This is a genomic window from Paenibacillus sp. FSL R5-0623 (assembly GCF_037974265.1).
Taxonomy (GTDB): Bacteria; Bacillota; Bacilli; order Paenibacillales; family Paenibacillaceae; genus Paenibacillus.
Genome location: NZ_CP150233.1, coordinates 6565985 through 6585885, shown reverse-complemented (window position 1 = coordinate 6585885; position 19901 = coordinate 6565985). Strand labels below are relative to the sequence as shown.

The window sequence follows — 19901 nt, the reverse complement described above, 5'->3', positions numbered from 1 at the left end:
CTTGGTCTATAGCAAGAGAAACCAGGGGGGACCATCATGAATTGGAAACAAGCAGCTTTGGGCACGTTCGGAGCCATTGCCCTGTTAACGACAGCGGCATGTGGAGGAACAACGGAGCCTGGGGGCAACGCACAAGGCGGGAAAACAGGCACTGATATTACAGTGAAAGATAATACCAACACGTCCGTGTACCAAAGCTTCAAGCTGGAGAAAATTGATAAGCTGCCGAATATGCGCGGGATTACATGGCTTAGTGACGATTGGATTGTATCCGATAAGGAGAACAAATCCTTGAAACCCGTCACGGTTGAAGGCGAGGAAAGATACCCGCATAACTTATATATGTATGATCTGACGAAAGGCACAGACACGCCACTCAAGGAAAGTGAAGCCAGTCTGGGTGCACCGCTGGTGTCACAGGATGGTCAGTACCTGTTCTATCGGGAGCCGGAGGAAAATACGGGCAAAGGCTACTTCCTGAACCTGCATAACGGGGAGACAACCCCTGCGGGCAAGGAGGATGGATTTATCCAAGAGGGCGCGTGGCTGGATAATGAACATGTCGTTTTCCCTAATATGAAGGGTGATCTGATCTCGGCAAGTGTGGACGGTACAACAAAGGTACTGGTGGAGACAGGTAATTTCAATGTACGGAGTATCAAGGTGTCAGGCGATATGCTCTATTATATTACGGGCGAGGACGGCCAGTTGAATGCATACGATGCGAAGACGGGTGACGTGAAACAGGTGCTGAAAAGTGTGGAGTGGGTCATTCCTTCTAATGATGGAACAAGGCTTGCGATTGTGAAAAGAACAGCGGATACCAAACGGGCGCTGGTGCTCACCGATCTGGAAGGCAATGAGAAGGCCACTCTCGCCAGAGGCACACAGATTTTCGGCACAAGCTGGTCGGGTGATGATTCCAAGATTGCGTATACGATCAATTCTGAGAATGATAATGAGAAAGGGCTGTTTGTCTCCAACACGGAGTCGGCAGAACAGTTCCAGATCTCGGCGGATATGGACAACGCTTCTGACCCACTCGCCTGGAGCCCGAAAGGAAATAAAATCCTGTTATCACAGGCGGTATTGGAGAATGAATCGTATCACTTTGTAACCTCAGTCATTACGATCTCGGAATGAAACAATCAGAAAAGCCTGTTCCCGGGAAGGAACAGGCTTTTAGATATGCACTAATTCTTTGTGTTCAACAGTAATTTGACCGCTTCTGCACGCGTAGTTTTATCACTTGGAGCAAAGGTATTCAGCCCTTTACCGTTCAGCATCCCGGCTTTTTGCATGCCAGCGATAGCTGCTTTGGCCCAAAGCGGAATCTGTGCGTCGTCAGCAAAGGTTGAGCTTGTGCCAGTTATCGCTTTTAATTGAAACGCATCGGCTACCATGACAGCCATCTCGGCACGGGTTACAGCGTCATTTGGGCGGAAAGCCCCCTCAGTGTCCCCCTGAATGAATCCTGCTTTCACTGCACGAGCTACAGCAGACTGTGCCCAAGCTCCTATTTTTGCATTATCGGTAAAAGATATTGCGGCTTCTGTGTATTCTGTTTGCAGTGCATTCATTAGCATCACCGTAAACTCAGCACGAGTAACGGATGCATTAGGCTTGAATGACCCATCGGAGAATCCACTTACGATACCTTCACGGACGGCTTCCTGAATGAAATCTTCCGCCCAGTGCCCGTTGACATCGCTAAATGCAATCTCTGCTGGCGCCTTGGGTTGTTCAACCGCAAAAACAGCAAATTTGGTGAAATGGTCTACGTCTACGTTGACTTGATTGTCATGAATTGAAGCTTCTCCCGCAGAGATCCACAACTTGTTTTGTTCATCAAAGTAGAATAGTCCAGCCTGGTGATTGGTTGGCAAACTTGATGTATCAAATGTCAGATTCAAAGTTACGTATTTATTGAAGTTCTGTTGAACATTCTTAAGTAACTCATATACCGGGCTGATTAGTTTAGTCTGATTAGTTAGCAAGTCCGAAGAATCTGTAATCTGGTCAATCGTGATCTGCATTTCTTGATTAGTCGCTCCAGCCGGGATGGTCACAGCAATGCCATCGCCCAAACTTAATTGCCCGGCCTGCCCCGCTGCAAGTGTTAAACGTCCATTCGTGGACGAATGGGTTATGGTATTAGGCGGCGAAGGGGTACTGCTCGAACCGTTGTTATTCTGGTTACCAGAGTCGCCGCTACTGTTACCATCACTACCACCTGATGGTGGCGTGGAATTAACACTCCATTTGGCATATAAGGTCAGATCGGCTGTGATCACTGTTTGAGCAAAGTTGAATGGAGCTTTCAACTCGGAGTCTGCATACCAGCCTGCAAACGTATAGCCGGAACGGCTTGGCGAAGCAGGTGCTGAAAGTTTCTTTCCGTAATTGACTGAGTGATCTGCAACGGCTGTACCACCGTTAGGCTCGAATGTAATGGTATAGGCGTTGACCGTCCATTTCGCATACAGAGTGATATCAGTGGTAACGGTGGTATTGTCAAAATCAAAAGCCTGACTCAGCCCTGAATCGGTATACCATCCAGCAAAGGTGTATCCTGCTTTAGTTGGAACTGCTGGAACAATAACCTTGTCACCGTAAGACACCGTTTGTTCAGTTACCTCAGAACCGCCATTACTGTTAAACGTCAGAGTCCGTGGCGCATAAAAGCTGAAATGGATTGTTGTCGTATTGCCTGCCGCATCGGTAACGACCAGCACATGTCCACCTTCAACATTGAACGTCTCCCCGCTGAGGAATGGAGAACCATCAAGGGTGGCTGTTCCCTCATTAAAGGTGACGGTCGGGCTTGCATCGTATATTCCATCATTGATGACACCCGTTACAACAGGAGGGACCGTATCAATGGAAAAATGGACTGTTGTACTGCCAATGTGGTTGGTTACCACCAATGTGTAATCTCCATCTTCTGTAACCGGAGTGCCACTAGTGAATGCAGAACCATTCAGGAGTGCTGTACCGCTATTAAATGTAGGCGTGACCGTTTGATTATATATACCCTCGTCTGTTACCCCGCTGACGATCGGCACCAAGTCCTGCTCAACTGTTATGGTAACTAACGCAGGATTACTCGTACCCCATTGATTGGTGGCACTATAAGTAAAGCTGTCATTACCCACATAATTGTTATTCGACGTGTATACAAACGAACCGTTAGCATTAAGGGTCAGAGTACCGTTCATGGGCGCACTTCTCAGTACGGCAGCAGAAGAATCACGATCATTTTCTAGTAGACCCGGAGAGTTGATGGTCAGCGGGGTGTTCTGCTTGGTTGTGTAACGATCCTCTACTGCATTGGGCAGGGGATTATTGGTAACCGAAGGGAATACGCCTGTCTTGGAAACGTAGTAGACCAATGGCGACTGGTCACTATTTAATTGAGGCAATTTAAAGTCGGTTAAACCATTGCCTCCAAATTTATTGCCTATTAGGCTAAACAAGGGTTGGTTATTGGTGGTGGCAAGTAAGGATCCATCCGCCAATGCCCAGTTGTCTAGTGGGATCTTTACCAATAAGGGAATGATTTCACCTATATATTCATAGTAGTCAGTTCTCCTATTCTCGGCATTGTAAGTCGGATCAACAGATATGGCATAATGGATGATATCACCTTTGATTTTGGGTAACGTGGGTAACCGGAATGTCTCCAGACCGTCTCCACCGAAGGTTGTACCAATCATCTGATACAAATCGTTGTATTGAGAGATAGGGAGATATTGACCATCGGCAGCCAACCAGCCGCTGGGGGTAAAGTAATACGGGAACAGGCGAACCTCACCAAGCACAGCATTTCCTGCACCGTACATACCCTCTTCACGGGAAGGGAACTTCTCTCCATTAATGGATATGTAATAGCCCATTCCCTCGGGTGCGGCATCTGTAAGGTCAGGTAGTGCAAATGTGCTTTTGCCGTCCCCGCCATAGTTGACGCCCAGCAACGAGAAAAGGGCCGTATTCTGAGTGATCGACATGTTCTGTCCGGCAGCATACATCCAACCGGAGGGAGCCCCATTGTAAGGGAATAACTGAATTTCACCAATATAGGGTTTTGCTCCTGCTGCATCGACCTTTTGGACAAGGTAGGAGTTGGTTCCCAACCCACTCAGTCCAATTAGAACGACCAGACATATCATGCTTACTTTTCTGAACAGTATTAAACTCACGTTCTCATCCCCATTTTCCTCCTAATATGTTCACCGTATGCTTGCTCCCATCCACTTCTTTTGCTAGTCGGTGTGGGTAAGCCATATAATGATGAGCATAGTTTAATGGATATGAAAGCAAAAATGAATACGATATTAGTTCAAATTTGAAATATTTTTTTGGATTTTCCAGAGACAAATCATTTATGGTTGAAATGTTCCATATCTTTCATGCCTTTCTATACATTTATATTGACTAAGCTATTCCGCTTCCGATAAACTAGAATGCAGGAATAAAAGTCGAATGTCAGGCAGCAGTTCGAGACGATGTTTCGGGCGGCTGTTTATTTTCTTTTTAACAGTAAGGGTGCAACGTAGTCGTCTTGCCGGATGATCCGGCTAATAACAACATGGAATAGGAACAGGTGATATACATGTGTAACAGCGCGTACCGCGTGCTTTTATATTATAAGTTCGTGAAGATTGAAGACCCTGAGACGTTTACACAAGAGCATTTGCAATACTGTAAGGACCTTGGTGTGAAAGGCCGTATTCTGATCGCATCCGAAGGCATCAACGGTACCGTATCCGGTACGCCTGAACAGACGGAACAGTACATGAAAGATATGCTGGCTAATCCGCTATTCAGCGACATGGTGTTCAAGATTGATGATGTGGAAGAGCATGCGTTCAAAAAGATCTTTGTTCGTCACAAAGCAGAGCTGGTTACGTTCCGCGTGGACGATGACCTTGATCCAAATGTGACTAGCGGCAAACGCCTTTCGCCGAAAGAGTTCCATGAACATCTGCAACGTGATGACGTCATCGTTATCGATGGTCGCAATGACTATGAATACGAAATCGGTCATTTCCGCGGGGCCATTCGTCCAGATGTCGAGTCGTTCCGTGAGTTTCCAGAGTGGATTCGGGAGAACCTGAGTGACATGAAGGACAAAACGATCATTACGTACTGCACTGGCGGCATTCGTTGCGAGAAGCTGACCGGGTTCATGATCAATGAAGGATTCCAGGACGTGGCTCAATTGGACGGCGGTATTGTCACGTACGGTAAAGATCCGGAAGTAAAAGGGCATCTGTTCGATGGTAAATGTTACGTGTTTGACGAGCGAATCTCTGTACCGATTAACCGGACAGAAGAAGATATCGTCATTGCCAGCTGTTATCACTGTGGAACGACACATGACCGATATATTAATTGTCCAACCTGCAACCTGCAGCATGTAAGCTGTGAGGATTGCGAAGAGACGCATAACCGCTTTTGCTCGGATGCCTGCCGGGAGGCAGCACCGGTACACGCATAAGCAGGAGAGCAGGTGCTGATCGTGAAGCGCGAAGAGGAACGAACGACGCGTGAACGGATTTTGTTCATGCTGAAGCAGCAAGGCACATTGACCGCCAGGGAAATGACAGCTGATCTGGGCCTGACCGGCATGGCCATTCGCCGTCATCTGACGGCACTGGAGCAGGACGGATGGATTGAGGTTAGGGAGGCCCGGGCTACGGCCGGACGTCCGTCCTCGGTGTACCAGCTGACGGTACGCGGGGACAGCTTTTTTCCAAAATCATATTCATCCCTTACGCTGGAATTGCTTGAAGAATTGTCTGACTCTGCCGGTAGCGGTGTGGTGGATGCATTGTTCGAGAGTCGCCGGGACAAGCTGCTTCGCAGCGGATTGCCACAGATGGAGGGCCAGGATCTGGCCGGACGGGTGGAGGAACTCGCGCGAATCCAGAATGCCAACGGATATATGGCGGATGCGTCCAGAGAAGACGATGGAACTTACGTCATTACGGAAATGAACTGCCCGATTGTACAAGTCGCGAGTGTCTACAAGCAGGCTTGCCGCTGTGAACTGGAACTGTTTCGCTCGCTACTTCAAGCTGAGGTGGAGCGTACTGAATGTTACGCCGATGGCGGCAAAAGGTGCAAGTATGAGATTCGCGAAGCGTCGGGGAATTAGTAGGTTGAGAGTTTGAAAAAAAAGATAATAAAAAGATATTCAAAGTGTAAAGAAGAAGAGATGGTATCGAGTTTCGTCGAGGCCATCTCTTTTTTTTATATCCTGCGTTACGTGAAACTGTATGAAAGGAATTTCTCTAACGAACCCTGTAGACGCTATTTTCCTCTCCAAGGATCTTTTAAAAATTTAACGAATCGTAAAGGCGCTATTTTGCTTAATTTGGCCGATTCTCGGTATCAAATTCTAATATTAGAATGAATAACGAGTGTGAGGTTCGTTAGGATTTTCATATCGTGATTATTCCCCCAGTAAGATGTTTCGGGTTCGTTAGCGCTTGGAGAGATGGCAATTCTATTGTTTGGCGTTAACACGTTGGCTTGGTACAGCTGGTCAACGTGAAGCGCTAAGCTCATTACAGCTTCTTGACGAGCCATTCGTCTAACTTGCGGGATGCCCTTTTTGCCGTTATGTAATGTTTTCTATCACAACCATACGATGAAACTAAATTGGAAGCGGTTCAACCATTGACGGATATCGGGACGCACCTTAATATTAGGGGAACAATAAAACACCAACACGGGTCATGGACTTCAGTCGCATGAGAAAAGTCTATATTTGTCTGCTTTTGTCGATCAAAGCAACAATGCGTTGAAGCGTTTGTTTTGTCCCGCCCTATCGTGTCAATGGAATTCGATAAGGGTAACCACATTTTATAGGATGGAGAGGGGTTCTCACACATGAAAAAGAAATTTTGGATGTCACTGATGATGGTTGCTTCAATGATCGTTGCAGCAGGTTGCGGAAATAACAGCGGTACAGGCTCGGAATCCGAAGGATCAGGGACTACAACAGGTGGAGGCAGTGAGGAAAAATCATATCAGATTGCCATCTCCCAGATTGTTGAACATCCATCCCTGGATGCCACACGCGAAGGTTTCATCGCAGCCCTGAAGGAAGCAGGCATTGAAGAGAACAAGAACCTCAAAATTGATTACAATAACGCGCAAGGTGATTCAACGAACAACTTGTCCATTGCACAGAAAATCTCGGGTGATTCCAAAAATGATCTCGTACTCGGCATCGCAACACCATCTGCGCTGGCTCTGGCTCAACAAGTGAAGGACAAGCCATTGTTGTTTGCAGCAGTGACAGACCCACTGGGTGCCAAACTGGTGACCGATATGGATAAGCCGGGCGGCAATGTTACAGGTGCATCCGACACGAATCCAGAGGCCATTGTACAATTGGCTGACTTTATCGCCAAAAATCTGCCGGATGTGAAAACGGTGGGCTTGGTCATTAACGAGGGTGAACCAAATGCGGTGGTTATGGCAGATAACGCAGAAAAAGCGCTGGCAACACATAATATCAAGCTGGTGAAAGCACCAGTTACGAATACATCTGAAGTAAAACAGGCAACGGATTCTCTTGTTGGCAAAGTAGACGCCTTCTACATCACGCTTGATAACTCTGTCGTGAGTGCGGTGGATACGATCATCCAAACGGCAAACAGTAATAAAATTCCGTTCTTCTCCAGTGATCGGGATACCGTTGAAAAAGGAGCTTTCGCAACCGTTGGCTTCAAATATTATGACCATGGATATCAGGTTGGTGAGATGGCCGCGGACATTCTGAAAAATGGTACAAAACCTGGTGATATGAAAGTCACCGTTCCGGACAAACTGGATCTGATCCTGAACCTGAAAGCGGCTGAAGCCCAAGGTATCACGGTTACGGATGAGATGAAAGCGGAAGTAAAAGACCAGGAAAACAACATTATTCAATAGAATCAATATAATGAGTTATGAGATTGATTCAATAATCTGACCGGAGTTTAATCCGGCAGTATGAATGCGAGGCGGACGTGCAACGGGTTCGCCTCATTCTTATCGATAGACAGGGAGGAAGTAGCGTGAGTATAAGCTGGAATTCAATTGAAGGGGCGATCGAGCTGGGGCTTTTATATGCACTGATGGCACTTGGTGTGTATATTACGTTCCGCATACTCGATTTTCCTGACCTTACCGTAGACGGAAGTTTTACAACAGGAGGCGCAATCGCGGCGGTTATGATCTCCAATGACTTTTCTCCTTGGCTCGCCTGTCTGGCGGCAATGGCTGGCGGTATGGTAGCCGGAGCTTGTACGGGCCTGCTTCATACCAAAGGCAAGATTAATGGATTGTTATCCGGGATCTTGATGATGATCGCGCTCTACTCCATTAATATGCGTATTCTTGGCGCACCGAATAAATCCATTATGGGTATGGATAATCCATTCTCAGGTGAGCATGTCATGGTACTAATTATCATCGTGGTGCTGGTGTTTAAAATCATGCTCGATCTGTTCATGAAAACAGATGTTGGACTGGCACTTCGCGCGACAGGTGATAACAAACGCATGATTCGCAGCTTTGGTGCAAATACGGATGTGACTACGATTGTAGGGGTCAGCTTATCCAATGGATTGGTTGCCCTGTCTGGTGCATTCATTGCACAGCAATCAGGCTTTGCGGACATCACGATGGGTATTGGTATGATCGTCATCGGACTGGCTTCAGTGATTATCGGTGAAGCCATTCTTGGAGCAAGAACGGTATTCTGGGCTACACTTGCAGCGATCGTTGGTTCAATCATATACCGAATTGTGGTCGCGCTTGCCCTTCAAGTGGAATGGTTTGATACATCTGATCTGAAGTTGATCACCGCGGTAATTGTCATTATTGCATTGGTATTCCCTACTATGCAACGCTCCATGAAGCAGCGTAGTCTGGCTCGCAAACGAACGGAAGAGTTGATGCGATCCGGGGGTCATCAGGCGAAGGGAGGTATGTGAGCATGCTGGAGATTACGCAAGTAACCAAGCTGTTCAACCCAGGCACAACGGACGAGAAGACCGCGCTGGTTGGCGTGAATCTGACGATGAATCCGGGAGATTTTGTGACGGTGATTGGCAGTAACGGAGCCGGTAAATCCACGCTGATGAACATCATTTCGGGTGTGATGAAGCCGGATATGGGTGATGTGCTGATCAATGACCGCTCCATTAAAAACCTGCCGGAGCATAAACGCAGCAGCTGGATTGGCCGGGTGTTTCAGGACCCGATGGCAGGAACAGCACCACATATGTCCATTGAAGAAAATATGGCGATGGCATACAAGCGAGGCAAAGGACGTGGATTGGGCTTCGGCGTTACCCGTGCCAGACGTGAGATTTTCAACACGCAATTGGAGAAGCTGGGAATCGGACTGGAGAAGCGGCCTAACGCGAAAGTCGGTCTCTTGTCAGGTGGGGAGCGGCAGGCACTTAGTCTATTGATGGCGACCTTTACCCAACCGCAGATACTACTGCTGGATGAGCATACGGCCGCACTTGACCCTTCACGTGCTGAACTGATCACGGAACTAACGGAGACACTTGTGCGTGAGATGAGACTGACTACATTGATGGTGACGCACAATATGGAGCAGGCCATTCGTCTGGGTAACCGTCTGATTATGATGGACAAAGGCCGAATTATTCTGGATGTCAGCGAAGAGCGCAAGCGTACGTTGACTGTACCTGAGTTGCTTGGTGAATTCGAACGGATTAGCGGCAAAAAAATGGCGGACGATCGTGTCGTGCTGGGTTAAGGCAAGGTAATACTTGTTGGAAGAACAGATATACGTAGCGTGATCTACAATCTAAGCCAGCTATAAGTTAGACGATAAAAACCTTTTGCGTTCTCGCAAAGGGTTTTTATGGTATGTTGAACACGTTGAAGAAAGTGGAATGAATCTATATTATTTCGGAATAGCGAATTATACATAGTAGGAGGACCCTGACATGTCTTTGCAATTGGATGAAGGGACATATACGGTTACGCGGCGTACAGAGTCCATTCTCCTGCTCGCCAAGGAATTTGCACTGTTGCATTTTCTGTATGAAAACAAGGAAAAAGCCTTCACTCGCAGCCAACTGTTGGACCGGGTATGGCCGCTGGAGTATCCGGTTGAACGCACCGTGGACGATCATATCTATCGCCTGCGCAAGAAGCTGAAACGCTGGGATGAGATCCGTCTGGATACAGTACGGGGCTACGGATATCGGCTTGCTGTGCATGAGAACAAGTCCGCTCTACCCGCTAGCCCTTCTGCTCAGGACCCAGAAATGCAGGAAGTCATTCACGGATTACTTCGTAAATATCACTTGTTTGGGCAGGGAAATGCCATACAGACCCTGGTTCAACAGCAGGAAGCACTCGGCATTCAGATTGCCCCTTATTATCAGTTGTATATCCGTTTTATACAGGGGGATCTGGAATGGCTGATTACAACAAAGGAAATTCCCTTTGAGGAGCGACTATATTGGCTACTGATTTTCGTGCACCCCCTGATCGAGCCGGCGGATAGTATTCAGTTGTATGAACAGGCGCTGAATTCATCGGCATTGTCTGCCGATCAGTTTCGCGAACTCCGCATTCTGAACATCATTGAAGTCTATGTAGAGGTGGGCCAATATCAACGGGCCAAAGCACAACTGGAGGAAACGTATCGTGTAATAGAGACTGACGAGCTCAAGAATTTCAGACTGCCTGTGGCACTTGCAGCGTTGTATGTGGAACTGTGGGGTGGTAGCGGTGAAGCTGTTGAGGCACAGATGGCAGTTCTGCGGTCAGGATTAAAGGATGCACCCTATCTGCGAGAGATCGGACGTTTTCAGGTGATGGAAGGATTATGGTTACTTCGGCAGGGACGGATTCATGAGGCAGAGTTAAGAATGGATGACGGTCTGGATGTATTGAAAATGTCGCTGAACGCACCGCTATATCTGAATGCTGCATATCAGATTCTCCTATTCCTGGATCATCATCGAATTGAAGGCAGACTTCCCAGCAAATATCATCAAGTGTATGCAGAGATCAGCAAAAGTTACGGTGTTCCCGCATATGGACAGCAAATTGTAGATGAAATACGTAACTTTTTATCCCCTATCCCCCCATCCTCTGATCTTCCTCTGATATAACTTCTTTATGATTACAGCCAAGGAACATACAGACCGCTAACGGCTGTAATCAAGGGAGGAAGTACATGTATGACCGTCATTTCAACTGAATCCACCGAATCGCCCGCCTCATCTGCGCAATCTTCCAAAAGCTTATGGACTAACCTCCGGTTTGTCCGCATGTTTATCGCATACTCGCTGGCTACGTTTGGAGATTGGTTCGATGCACTTGCCATCCAGGTGATGGTGGCCTACCGCTGGGGAGCCGATCCACTGATCATTGCACTTATTCCTGTATGTATGGCTGTCCCGGGTATACTGCTTGGCTCCTTTGCAGGTGCTCTGGCTGATCGACTGCACAAAGTGAAAATCATGATCCTGTGTGATGTAATCACCGTGGGATTAACCGTTGCTATTTTATTCGCACCAAGCCCGGCATGGTTGCTTCCACTGCTCGCCCTGCGTGCCATGATGGGAGTGTTCCATGTTCCGGCTCAGCAGGCGTTAACCCGTCAGGTGGTGGCAGAGGAGCATCTGTTTCAGGCATCGTCTCTTAACGGCTTTGTGAGCCAGTGTTCGAAAGTGGCGGGTCCACTTCTGGGTGCAGTCATTTTGGCCTTCTTTTCACCACAAATCTGTATTGTCATTAATGCCTTTACCCGCCTGTTGTCAGGCACAGTATTATGGCCCTTGCGGCGTTTGGTGGAGAAGTCAGAGTCCGTAGAATCAGACGGAAGTGCTGCTAGTGAAAAGGATGGAACTGAATCCTTGTTCTCCCAGTGGAAGCAAGGTTGGCTTTTTATTCAGAGCAGTCGCACCGTGCTGAGTACGATTCTGTTCGGCTGTTTTGGACTCATGGCCATTCTCATGATTGATTATCAGTTTACGACCCTGTTTCGGGAGATCAAGCCAGGTAATGAATCACTGCTCGGCTGGTTGGGATCGTCGGCAGGAGCAGGGGCAGTCATCATCATTTTGTTGTTAAATCGCTTGCCGAGAATTGGGTATGGGTGGGGACTGGGTGGAGGATATCTGTTCGTGGGTGCCGGAATCGCTGCACTGGGGTGGATCGGCCCACAAACACCAGAAATTTGGATCATTATCTGGGGTCTCTGCATTGGGCTGGGTAATGGGCTCTTTATGGTAACTCTGAATTATTTGCTGCAAAAGGAAACCCCTCCTGCCTATGTAGGGCGCGTCTTTGGCATTCAAAATTCACTGTCCAGTGTTGTACTGGTTGTAGCTCCACTTGCAGGTGGAGCGCTCATTCGAGTTGCGGGGCCGAGCCCCACCTTTCAATATATCGGTCTCGCTACGCTGGTAATTGGTCTTGCCGGTATACTACTGCAACGCATCTTGTGGGAGGGGAATCAACCTCTCGTGTCTGAAGCAAAAGAGATCATTCCACAGGAATCGGCCTGATAGCCTTTGCCTGGACATGTAATCATCCATCTACAATATAAAGAACATCCGCTTTCGGTACTCATCCGAAGGCGGATGTTTACGCACATTGCCTTTGTAATACATCGTTGAACAATCATACTTCCCACCAAGCAAAATAAGCAGTGGAGGCCATCAGTCCTCCAACCGAAAGTGATCCGCTGACAGAGAGATTAATGGCTTGACCCGGAGGAACCACGTAGCGGCCATATTCATTGGACAGAAACGGCCCTGCTTGAAGGGGCATAGCCATCAATGGGGTCGCTCCTGAAGGCGCAGCAGCAGAGAATCGTACGATGGCTACGCTGGTATTGCTGCTGGAAAGATTGCTGTTCACCGATGTTAGTGTGCTGGGAGAGCTTAGCGTTCCATTCGCAGTTAGACTCATGGAACCGCTGAAGGAAGATAACAGATTGAGTGAGACCGTAATTCCACCAGAGAGCCGTGATACGTATAGGGTTTTCCCACTCCCTGCTGGATTGGCCAATTGTACGGTGGCGATAACCGTTCCTCCGAGCAATCCCAGTGTTGTGGAGTTGGTGGAACCTGCATTGTACAGATTGCCTGTACTGCCAGCATTATTCTCCGGAGGAGCAACAATGCCAGGAGAAATATACGTGTTGGTGTTGGACGTATAGATGGGCAGATTTAATGGATTAAATACATTATTGTTTGGCACAGTGTGCACCTCCTTTTATCAGGATCATGCTCAGAATTCCCACCAGAAGAGATTAATGGCGGCAGTCTGACTGCCAGTTCCTAAACTAATGGATAGTGATTGTCCAGGCGGAACAACAATGGAACCGTTTAAATCCAAAGAATACATTCCCGCAGTAAGAGGTACGCTGAGCAAGGCTGTGAACGTACCCCCAAGAGTGCCGGTATTTTGCCTGGTGGTCACGATGCTGGTGTTGGTGTTGCCAAGCAACGTATTGACGGGTACAGGTGTAGTTCCTACGGTCACTGTGCCGCCAGAATAAACGAGCAGTGTAGCTGCAGCAGTTGTACCTCCCGAAAGGCTGGCAATACGTACTGTTCTGCCACTTCCAGTCGCATTCAGGATTTGAAGAAGTAGGTTTTGGCTGGAAGGAATTGATATATTGTTTGTCGTCAGGGCAAAAAAACTGCCTGCCGCAGCCGCACCGGTATTTACCGAAGCCTCAATCCCCGGGGCTGCATAGCTGTTGGTCAGTTGAGTGAACAGGGGCCCATTAGACTGGTTGAATACATTAGAATTTGTCATCTTGTCCCCCCTCTGAGCAGGTTGAAATGTCTTCACGATACCATTTGTTTCGCATGTCCTCATTACTTTCAGTGTATGTAAGAACAAGAGAAAGCGTTTGGGAACTGACTGCAAATTCCAAAATAACGGCGGTTGCCGTGCCCGTATATCCAATCCGGGCATACGATGCGTAAGCACATTTTTTAAGGGGAAATCGAGATGAGTCGAACAGCAAAGCAAAGCAAGAAGAGAACGAAGCAACCAACTAAATATGTCAGTCGCCGCCGCTCCCGTCATTCCTGCCGCGCTAAATTGCTGAAACCCCCTTGTTCCCGGATTACTCGTCCCCGGTTCAAGCAGGGTGCTTCCTCACGTACGAAACTCCCTGGTGCTATTCATTGTTTTACAGAGCATACGTATGTCGGAGCCGAAACCAGTAGCAGCATGGATTCACTCCCGGCACAAGACACCTCATCACTCAGCATGTATACCTATGGCGTTGTGAATCGGGGAAAACATCCGGCTCTTGTACAGATCCAGATCAGCCCCAATGCCGTGGATTATGCTGTGGACAGCCAGGAGGTGGTCGCGGGAGGCCAGACCAAAGCGCTGGTTCCATTGCGATTTTTGCGTTATACCCGGCTTGCAATTCAATCCGTTGAACCGGATCAACCGACCCGGCTCGATGTTTACTTTCAGGCGCAGCGTATGCCATAAGGGAGTATGATCTCACAGATTTGACCAGGGAGGAGGACGAGGCACATGCCTAACTTTACAACGTTTAATACGAATCCGGATAATCTGAGAACGTTGATTTTTGGTCAAGATAGTACAGGCACAGCCCAGCCTGTCAGAACCGATACGAGCGGGAACGTGGTTGGTATTATTTTGGACGGAACGATCAGTAACATCTCAGGTCTGACCACGGTTACAATTAACGCCGGAACTATTACCAACATTCTGAACGGAACCATCACGAGTGTACTTGGAGCGACGATCACAGCAGGTACGATCAACAGTGTGCTTGGAGCCACAGTTACAGCGGGAACATTAACGAACTTGCTAAATGGTACGATCACAAGTGTATTGGGAGCAACGATCACGGCGGGAACGATCACCAGTGTGCTCGGCGCAACCGTAACAGCAGGAACACTAACGAACTTACTGAATGGTACAATCACCAGTGTGCTCGGAGCGACAATAACAGCAGGAACACTGACGAACTTATTGAACGGAACCATTACCAGTGTACTTGGCGCAACCGTAACTGCTGGTACATTGACGAACCTGCTGAACGGAACTATTACAAGCGTACTTGGCGCAACTGTAACTGCAGGGACGTTGACAAACCTGCTGAATGGTACGATCACCAGCGTGCTTGGCGCTACAATTACCGCGGGGACACTTAGCAGTGTGACGTCCATTTCACAAAAGAGTTTTCAGGAGTCACAGATCATAAGCACACCTACAGCAAACACCTTCACCGCGCTTCCAGCGGTTACGACCAGTGTATTTGGCACGTATTCTTTCTTTGTATATAACCGGGGGCCAGGTGTAAACCGGGTGGATGCTCTGGTTGAGATCAGTGCCAACGGAACGAACTGGTACACGGATGTAACGACGGTAACAGGCATTTTGTCCGGGTCAGTCGATGTATTGGTACCGCAGCGTTTTCTCAAATACACGCGTCTTTCCTACCGCTCCAGCCTAATCGGTGCACCAAGCACGATTGATGTGTTCTTCAATGGACAAGGCACATAACCCATTTATTTGTCATATAGGTACATGGAGTTCCTTTGGTGGACTTCATGTACTTTTTTTTGTATTGGAGGTGGTTACATTTGCAGAACCGTTTACTTGGAATCCATATGATTGTGCAAAATGAAGAACATCACCTGCCCCGCTGTCTCGACAGCTTGAAGCATATCGGCACGGAATGCTATATCACCGATACAGGCTCGTCCGACTGTACAGCCGAGATCGCCAGATCATACGGAGCAACGGTGCTGCATGCCCGTTGGGAGGATGACTTTGCACATGCGCGGAATATCAGTTTACCTTTATCGAGCACCGAATGGGTCCTGTGTCTAGATGCCGATGAGTATGTTACGCAGGGGTTGGAAGAACTACTGAATTATTTGCCTAAAGTCCATAAAAGCATTACAAGATTGCGTATAACTATAGAGAACCGATACGGAGAAGGGGTAGAAGAGAGCGTTATCTCTCAGCCAGTGAGACTGTTCCGTGCTCATCAGGGATATCGATACAAGGGGCGTATTCATGAGCAATTGATTCGTAGTGGCCCATGCGAGCCTGTCCGGTATGAGGCTGGCGATATGGATAAGAGCGAGAACTGTATAGATGAAGAACATTTGTTGGTTGAGAATGAACCGCTTGCTCCACTATGTCTCATTCATGATGGGTATCTGGCTTCCGCGATTGCTCAGGAGCATAAGCCAAGACGTAATTTGAAGCTGATTAAGCGTGAATTACAGGATGATCCGAAACAGCCCTTTCAACTGTATAATCTGGGCGTGACCTATTGCCAGCTTGGTCAGATTGAACAGGCAATTGAAGCGTTCAGTGAATCATTACGCCTGACAGAGTTGCACGCGCCATATCGTCCTACACTGGTTAGAGATTATGGGAAAGTCCTTGTGGGATTGGAACGATATGAAGAGGCGCATTCACTTCTGGCTGTGGAAAGGCATCGTTACCCATCTTATGCTGATCTGCACCTGTTGTATGGGGAGACGTTGGAGCAGCAAGGTTTGGAGGAACGTGCATACCAATCCTATGCGCGAGCGACCGATTGCCGGGTGGCGCTGGATAGTGATGGACAGAGGAATAGCGGTAGCACGTTAGACGCGTCATATGTAACGGAAGCGGGTTCTGACAGTTACAGAGCGTATACCGCCATGGCCAGACTTGCACAGAAACGGGGCTTCCTGAATGAGTCCGCACATCTGTACGGGCTGGCTCTGGATAGTATGTCTGTGTATGCTCCGGCATGGATGGGGTTGGCAGATGTGCTGCAACAGTCCGGAGAAACGGATGAGAACATAGCAGAAACATTACTCGCCAGATGCAGAGAGATCGGAGAGTCAGGGCACGGTGACTTGGTTCGTGGTGAATTGTCCCATCCATACGCCGTGACGAATGAGGATCATCTGGTGCATGTGATTCATGTTCTCGCAGGCTGCGGGGCATATGGGCAGTCATTGAATATGCTGGATTCCATTACGCGTAGTGCTCGTATCCATGTAGCAGATCGAATACATTGGTTGTTATGTGCGAACAGGGTTTCGGATGCCTTGCAACTGGTGGAAGAACACTGGGAAGCTGAGGGTATGAATGGGGTTAGCATACAGGCAGAACACAGAATGAATTGGGCACTGGCTTGTTGGGCCAATGGATTACGATTAACCGAGACATTCTTCGCAACTGCGTATCCAGAGGAAAAGGATGTATGGAAGGTCATGGACCGTTTGCTGCATCAGTTGCCCAAAGAGCCACGCTACATGGAACCTGAGTCAGGAGAACAGAAGCTTCTACAATGGGGTTGGCAGGCACAGCTGGTGGCAGAGAAAATTGTGCAGCAGGCCATAAAGACAGGGCAGCTTACGCTTGCAGAGCAACTGCATGAGCTGCGGGCAATCATGATGCGTGAGCATCGGGGAACATCCGTAACGGTACGGCGGGAGTTGGCAAGCCTGCTATATTGTCATGGGTACACCATGGTAGCCGCAAACATCCTGATTCAGTGCATGACCGAGAGTGAGCTGGATGCCGAAGGGTTATTCTGGCTGGGTGAAACGCTGTATACCAAAGGCCACAATGATCAAGCGCTCTCTCTGTTTGAGCAGGCTCTGGAGCGGGAGCCTGCTATGTGGCAGGCTCGAGTTGGAACAGCGGTATGTTACTTACAATTGGCAATGGAGGCAATTCGGCAGGAATTGGTTCGTTCTCCGTCTTCAGGAGAACTCGCTGCACAACATACCGCACTGGAACAAAGGCTGCAAACGACCGGTGGCATCCCGTGGCGTACCCTTTTCCATGCAAAGGAAAGGAGGAATCAGCATGCGAGCGGAACGAATTTCCCTATGCATGATCGTGAAGGATGAGGAAGAGTTGCTGCCTCATTGTCTTGCCAGTGTCCAGGGAGCGGTGGACGAAATTATTGTAGTGGACACCGGTTCGTCGGACCGCAGCGCGGAGATTGCGCAGCAACATGGCGCGGTGGTTGTTCGATTTGAGTGGTGCGAAGATTTTGCCGCAGCACGGAATGCTGGCCTGGAGCGAGCTTCCGGCGACTGGATTCTCTTTCTTGATGCGGACGAGGCGCTCGATAGGGCTGCGCGGGAGCAGATCAGGAGCTGGACGACGGTCAGCGGATGTGACGGATTGTTTTTAAACATTCATAACTATACAGGCTCGGGTCAGCAGGGGGTTACCGTGAATCCGGTTTTGCGTCTCTTTCGTAATGCCCCGGAGCATCGGTTCGAAGGTCGAATTCATGAGCAGATTGCGGCGGCGATCTGTCGTGGGAATCCAGAGGCTGCTTTTCATGTGACGGACATGGTCATCCATCATTATGGGTATCAGACGGCGATTGTGGAACGTAAAGATAAGGTGAACCGCAATGTTCGCCTGCTGCAACAGGCAGTGGAGGAAGAACCGGATCAGCCGTTCCATCACTATAATCTGGGCGTCGAGTATCTGCGTGTGGGGGAAGCGGAGCGGGCCTTGAAGACGTTTGGTGTGGCTCGGATGAGGATTGATCCTGTGGTGACCAGTTACGCGCATTTGCTGTTCAAATATGAAGTTCGTTGTCTCCAGCATCTGAATCGCTGGCAGGAGGCATTGGATCGAATCGACGCTGCGCTTGAACTCTTTCCAGAGTACACGGATCTGATGCACCATCGCGGGGTGTGTGCAGACGCATTGGGCGATGTAGATCGGGCAGAGTATTCGCTCCGTGAAGCTATTCGCTTGGGGCCACCTCCGCCCATATATCATACGGAAGAAGGCATCGGCACTTACCAGACGTGGTTTACGTTAGGGCGATTGCTGGAAGGAAGGGCAGATCTGGAGGGTGCGGTGGATGCTTACGTCGAGGCGGTGCGTGCCAAATCGAGTCTGTTACCGCCACTCTATCGGATATTCCGAATTATGCGAGTTTCCGGGCAGGAACATCAGATTCCAGAGCTGGTGAGGGAGCGCTTTGCACTCAGTTCGGAAGAGGCTACACATAAAGTATTGGGCATTCTGGAGCAATCTCGTTGTTATGATGCGGCTTTGCACTTGTTATCGGGTGTATCCTCACGACCTTCTGCAGAGATGAGGGAGCGTTTATCTGTGGCGGAGGCGATGCTCCAAATCCAACAGGGAAGATGGAATAAGGCGCGTCTGAAACTGGAACCTGTGCAGCGAAAAAAAGGGCTGCTCGCGATCTCGTCTGCCCGATGGCTCGAACGTTTGGAGTGGATCGAGGGGAAGGAAATCAACGGAGATGATCCATTGACCTTGTGGTTGAAGCGTGGTTCGCAGCTAGGAGCAGTAACGAATGAGGAACCTGCTGTGCAGACAGGGCGAATTGCTGGTCTGAAAGCGACACAGAAGAAGGACACGGACTCCGGTATGGACGGAACGGTTGCAGGAGCAGAGTATGATGGCTGGCAGGCCCTTGGACTGATGATGGAAGGATGTGTACAGTCAGGGAGATGGAAAGAGCTGCATAGCCTGATTCAGATATGTCGACAGCAATTGGCGGGAGAAGGATTATCGGTGGGACAGAGCGTTCGAGTGGGAGAGAAGGAGAAAGAGATGGAAGGGAAAAAGGAAAAAGGGAAGGTGAATGAAATGGAGTCGTTCCTTGGGGCTTCGGATACCCTGACGGGAACAAGCTGGCTGGTGAAAGGATTGGTCAGTGCTGCGGATCATCATCTGGAGGTGTTCGCTCAGCATGCAGATGGACAGCGGCACCGTTGTTGGCCTGTCGTTCAGCATATTCGGCTGGAGTTGCCGGGAGCGAACGGGTTTGAGAGCTGAGAGGGATCAGGCAGGTCCGGGAGTTCAACTTAATTCAGCGGGCTAGT

General features: G+C 48.9%; 15 protein-coding genes. 12 read left to right on the top strand and 3 right to left on the bottom strand.

Going from position 1 to position 19901, the window contains the following annotated elements; translation table 11 throughout:
• Positions 1-36: 36 nt before the first annotated feature.
• On the top strand, positions 37-1143 hold the full coding sequence (locus MKY92_RS28790) for a hypothetical protein (protein WP_339298473.1): 1107 nt from the start codon (positions 37-39) through the stop codon (positions 1141-1143).
• A gap of 50 nt (positions 1144-1193) precedes the next feature.
• On the opposite strand, the gene MKY92_RS28785 is transcribed toward MKY92_RS28790, so the two are convergent.
• Positions 1194-4199, bottom strand: a complete 3006-nt coding sequence (locus MKY92_RS28785; protein ID WP_339298472.1) for a tail fiber protein — start codon at positions 4197-4199, stop codon at positions 1194-1196.
• A gap of 413 nt (positions 4200-4612) precedes the next feature.
• Between MKY92_RS28785 and MKY92_RS28780 the strand changes: the two genes are divergently transcribed.
• The 7 genes from MKY92_RS28780 (at position 4613) to MKY92_RS28750 (ending at position 12563) form a co-directional block, all read left to right on the top strand.
• Positions 4613-5500, top strand: coding sequence for a rhodanese-related sulfurtransferase (locus MKY92_RS28780; protein WP_339298471.1), 888 nt, complete (start codon positions 4613-4615; stop codon positions 5498-5500).
• 12 nt (positions 5501-5512) lie between these two features.
• The gene (locus MKY92_RS28775) at positions 5513-6160 is read left to right on the top strand and encodes a winged helix-turn-helix transcriptional regulator (protein WP_081745846.1); all 648 of its coding nucleotides are present in this window, start codon (positions 5513-5515) and stop codon (positions 6158-6160) included.
• A gap of 737 nt (positions 6161-6897) precedes the next feature.
• Positions 6898-7947, top strand: coding sequence for an ABC transporter substrate-binding protein (locus tag MKY92_RS28770; protein WP_047840843.1), 1050 nt, complete (start codon positions 6898-6900; stop codon positions 7945-7947).
• Positions 7948-8072: 125 nt separating this feature from the next.
• Complete coding sequence (locus tag MKY92_RS28765) at positions 8073-8993, top strand: ABC transporter permease (RefSeq protein ID WP_017691724.1); 921 nt, start codon at positions 8073-8075, stop codon at positions 8991-8993.
• Positions 8994-8995: 2 nt separating this feature from the next.
• Entirely contained in the window at positions 8996-9790 is a 795-nt protein-coding gene (locus MKY92_RS28760) for an ATP-binding cassette domain-containing protein (protein ID WP_036606660.1), read from the top strand.
• A 193-nt stretch (positions 9791-9983) separates the two neighbouring features.
• Entirely contained in the window at positions 9984-11162 is a 1179-nt protein-coding gene (locus MKY92_RS28755; RefSeq protein WP_339298470.1) for a winged helix-turn-helix domain-containing protein, read from the top strand.
• 69 nt (positions 11163-11231) lie between these two features.
• Positions 11232-12563, top strand: a complete 1332-nt coding sequence (locus tag MKY92_RS28750; RefSeq protein ID WP_339298469.1) for an MFS transporter — start codon at positions 11232-11234, stop codon at positions 12561-12563.
• Positions 12564-12678: 115 nt separating this feature from the next.
• Here MKY92_RS28750 and MKY92_RS28745 read toward each other — a convergent pair whose 3' ends face one another.
• Complete coding sequence (locus MKY92_RS28745) at positions 12679-13260, bottom strand: hypothetical protein (RefSeq protein WP_339298468.1); 582 nt, start codon at positions 13258-13260, stop codon at positions 12679-12681.
• Positions 13261-13290: 30 nt separating this feature from the next.
• Positions 13291-13824 (bottom strand): hypothetical protein, encoded by a 534-nt coding sequence (locus tag MKY92_RS28740; RefSeq protein WP_339298467.1) that lies wholly within the window; start codon positions 13822-13824, stop codon positions 13291-13293.
• Positions 13825-14022: 198 nt separating this feature from the next.
• Between MKY92_RS28740 and MKY92_RS28735 the strand changes: the two genes are divergently transcribed.
• From MKY92_RS28735 to MKY92_RS28720, 4 genes are all read left to right on the top strand, one after another.
• Complete coding sequence (locus MKY92_RS28735; RefSeq protein WP_339298466.1) at positions 14023-14520, top strand: DUF6385 domain-containing protein; 498 nt, start codon at positions 14023-14025, stop codon at positions 14518-14520.
• A gap of 45 nt (positions 14521-14565) precedes the next feature.
• A complete protein-coding gene (locus MKY92_RS28730; protein WP_339298465.1) occupies positions 14566-15564 on the top strand; it encodes a DUF6385 domain-containing protein in 999 nt (332 codons plus the stop codon).
• 80 nt (positions 15565-15644) lie between these two features.
• Positions 15645-17927 carry a tetratricopeptide repeat protein gene (locus MKY92_RS28725; RefSeq protein ID WP_339298464.1) on the top strand — a complete coding sequence of 761 codons (2283 nt, stop codon included), beginning with the start codon at positions 15645-15647 and terminating at the stop codon, positions 17925-17927.
• Positions 17884-19854: a glycosyltransferase gene (locus MKY92_RS28720; protein WP_339298463.1), complete on the top strand. Its 1971-nt coding sequence runs from the start codon at positions 17884-17886 to the stop codon at positions 19852-19854. The genes MKY92_RS28725 and MKY92_RS28720 overlap by 44 nt, the downstream gene beginning before the upstream one ends.
• The last annotated feature ends 47 nt before the right edge of the window (positions 19855-19901 follow it).

Bases quoted from the DNA above. Each gene is read 5' to 3' on its own strand.
- MKY92_RS28790 (WP_339298473.1), top strand. From the start codon at position 37: ATGAATTGGAAACAAGCAGCTTTGGGCACGTTCGGAGCCATTGCCCTG.
- MKY92_RS28780 (WP_339298471.1), top strand. From the start codon at position 4,613: ATGTGTAACAGCGCGTACCGCGTGCTTTTATATTATAAGTTCGTGAAG.
- MKY92_RS28770 (WP_047840843.1), top strand. From the start codon at position 6,898: ATGAAAAAGAAATTTTGGATGTCACTGATGATGGTTGCTTCAATGATC.
- MKY92_RS28760 (WP_036606660.1), top strand. From the start codon at position 8,996: ATGCTGGAGATTACGCAAGTAACCAAGCTGTTCAACCCAGGCACAACG.
- MKY92_RS28755 (WP_339298470.1), top strand. From the start codon at position 9,984: ATGTCTTTGCAATTGGATGAAGGGACATATACGGTTACGCGGCGTACA.
- MKY92_RS28750 (WP_339298469.1), top strand. From the start codon at position 11,232: ATGACCGTCATTTCAACTGAATCCACCGAATCGCCCGCCTCATCTGCG.
- MKY92_RS28740 (WP_339298467.1), bottom strand. From the start codon at position 13,824: ATGACAAATTCTAATGTATTCAACCAGTCTAATGGGCCCCTGTTCACT.
- MKY92_RS28735 (WP_339298466.1), top strand. From the start codon at position 14,023: ATGAGTCGAACAGCAAAGCAAAGCAAGAAGAGAACGAAGCAACCAACT.
- MKY92_RS28730 (WP_339298465.1), top strand. From the start codon at position 14,566: ATGCCTAACTTTACAACGTTTAATACGAATCCGGATAATCTGAGAACG.
- MKY92_RS28720 (WP_339298463.1), top strand. From the start codon at position 17,884: ATGCGAGCGGAACGAATTTCCCTATGCATGATCGTGAAGGATGAGGAA.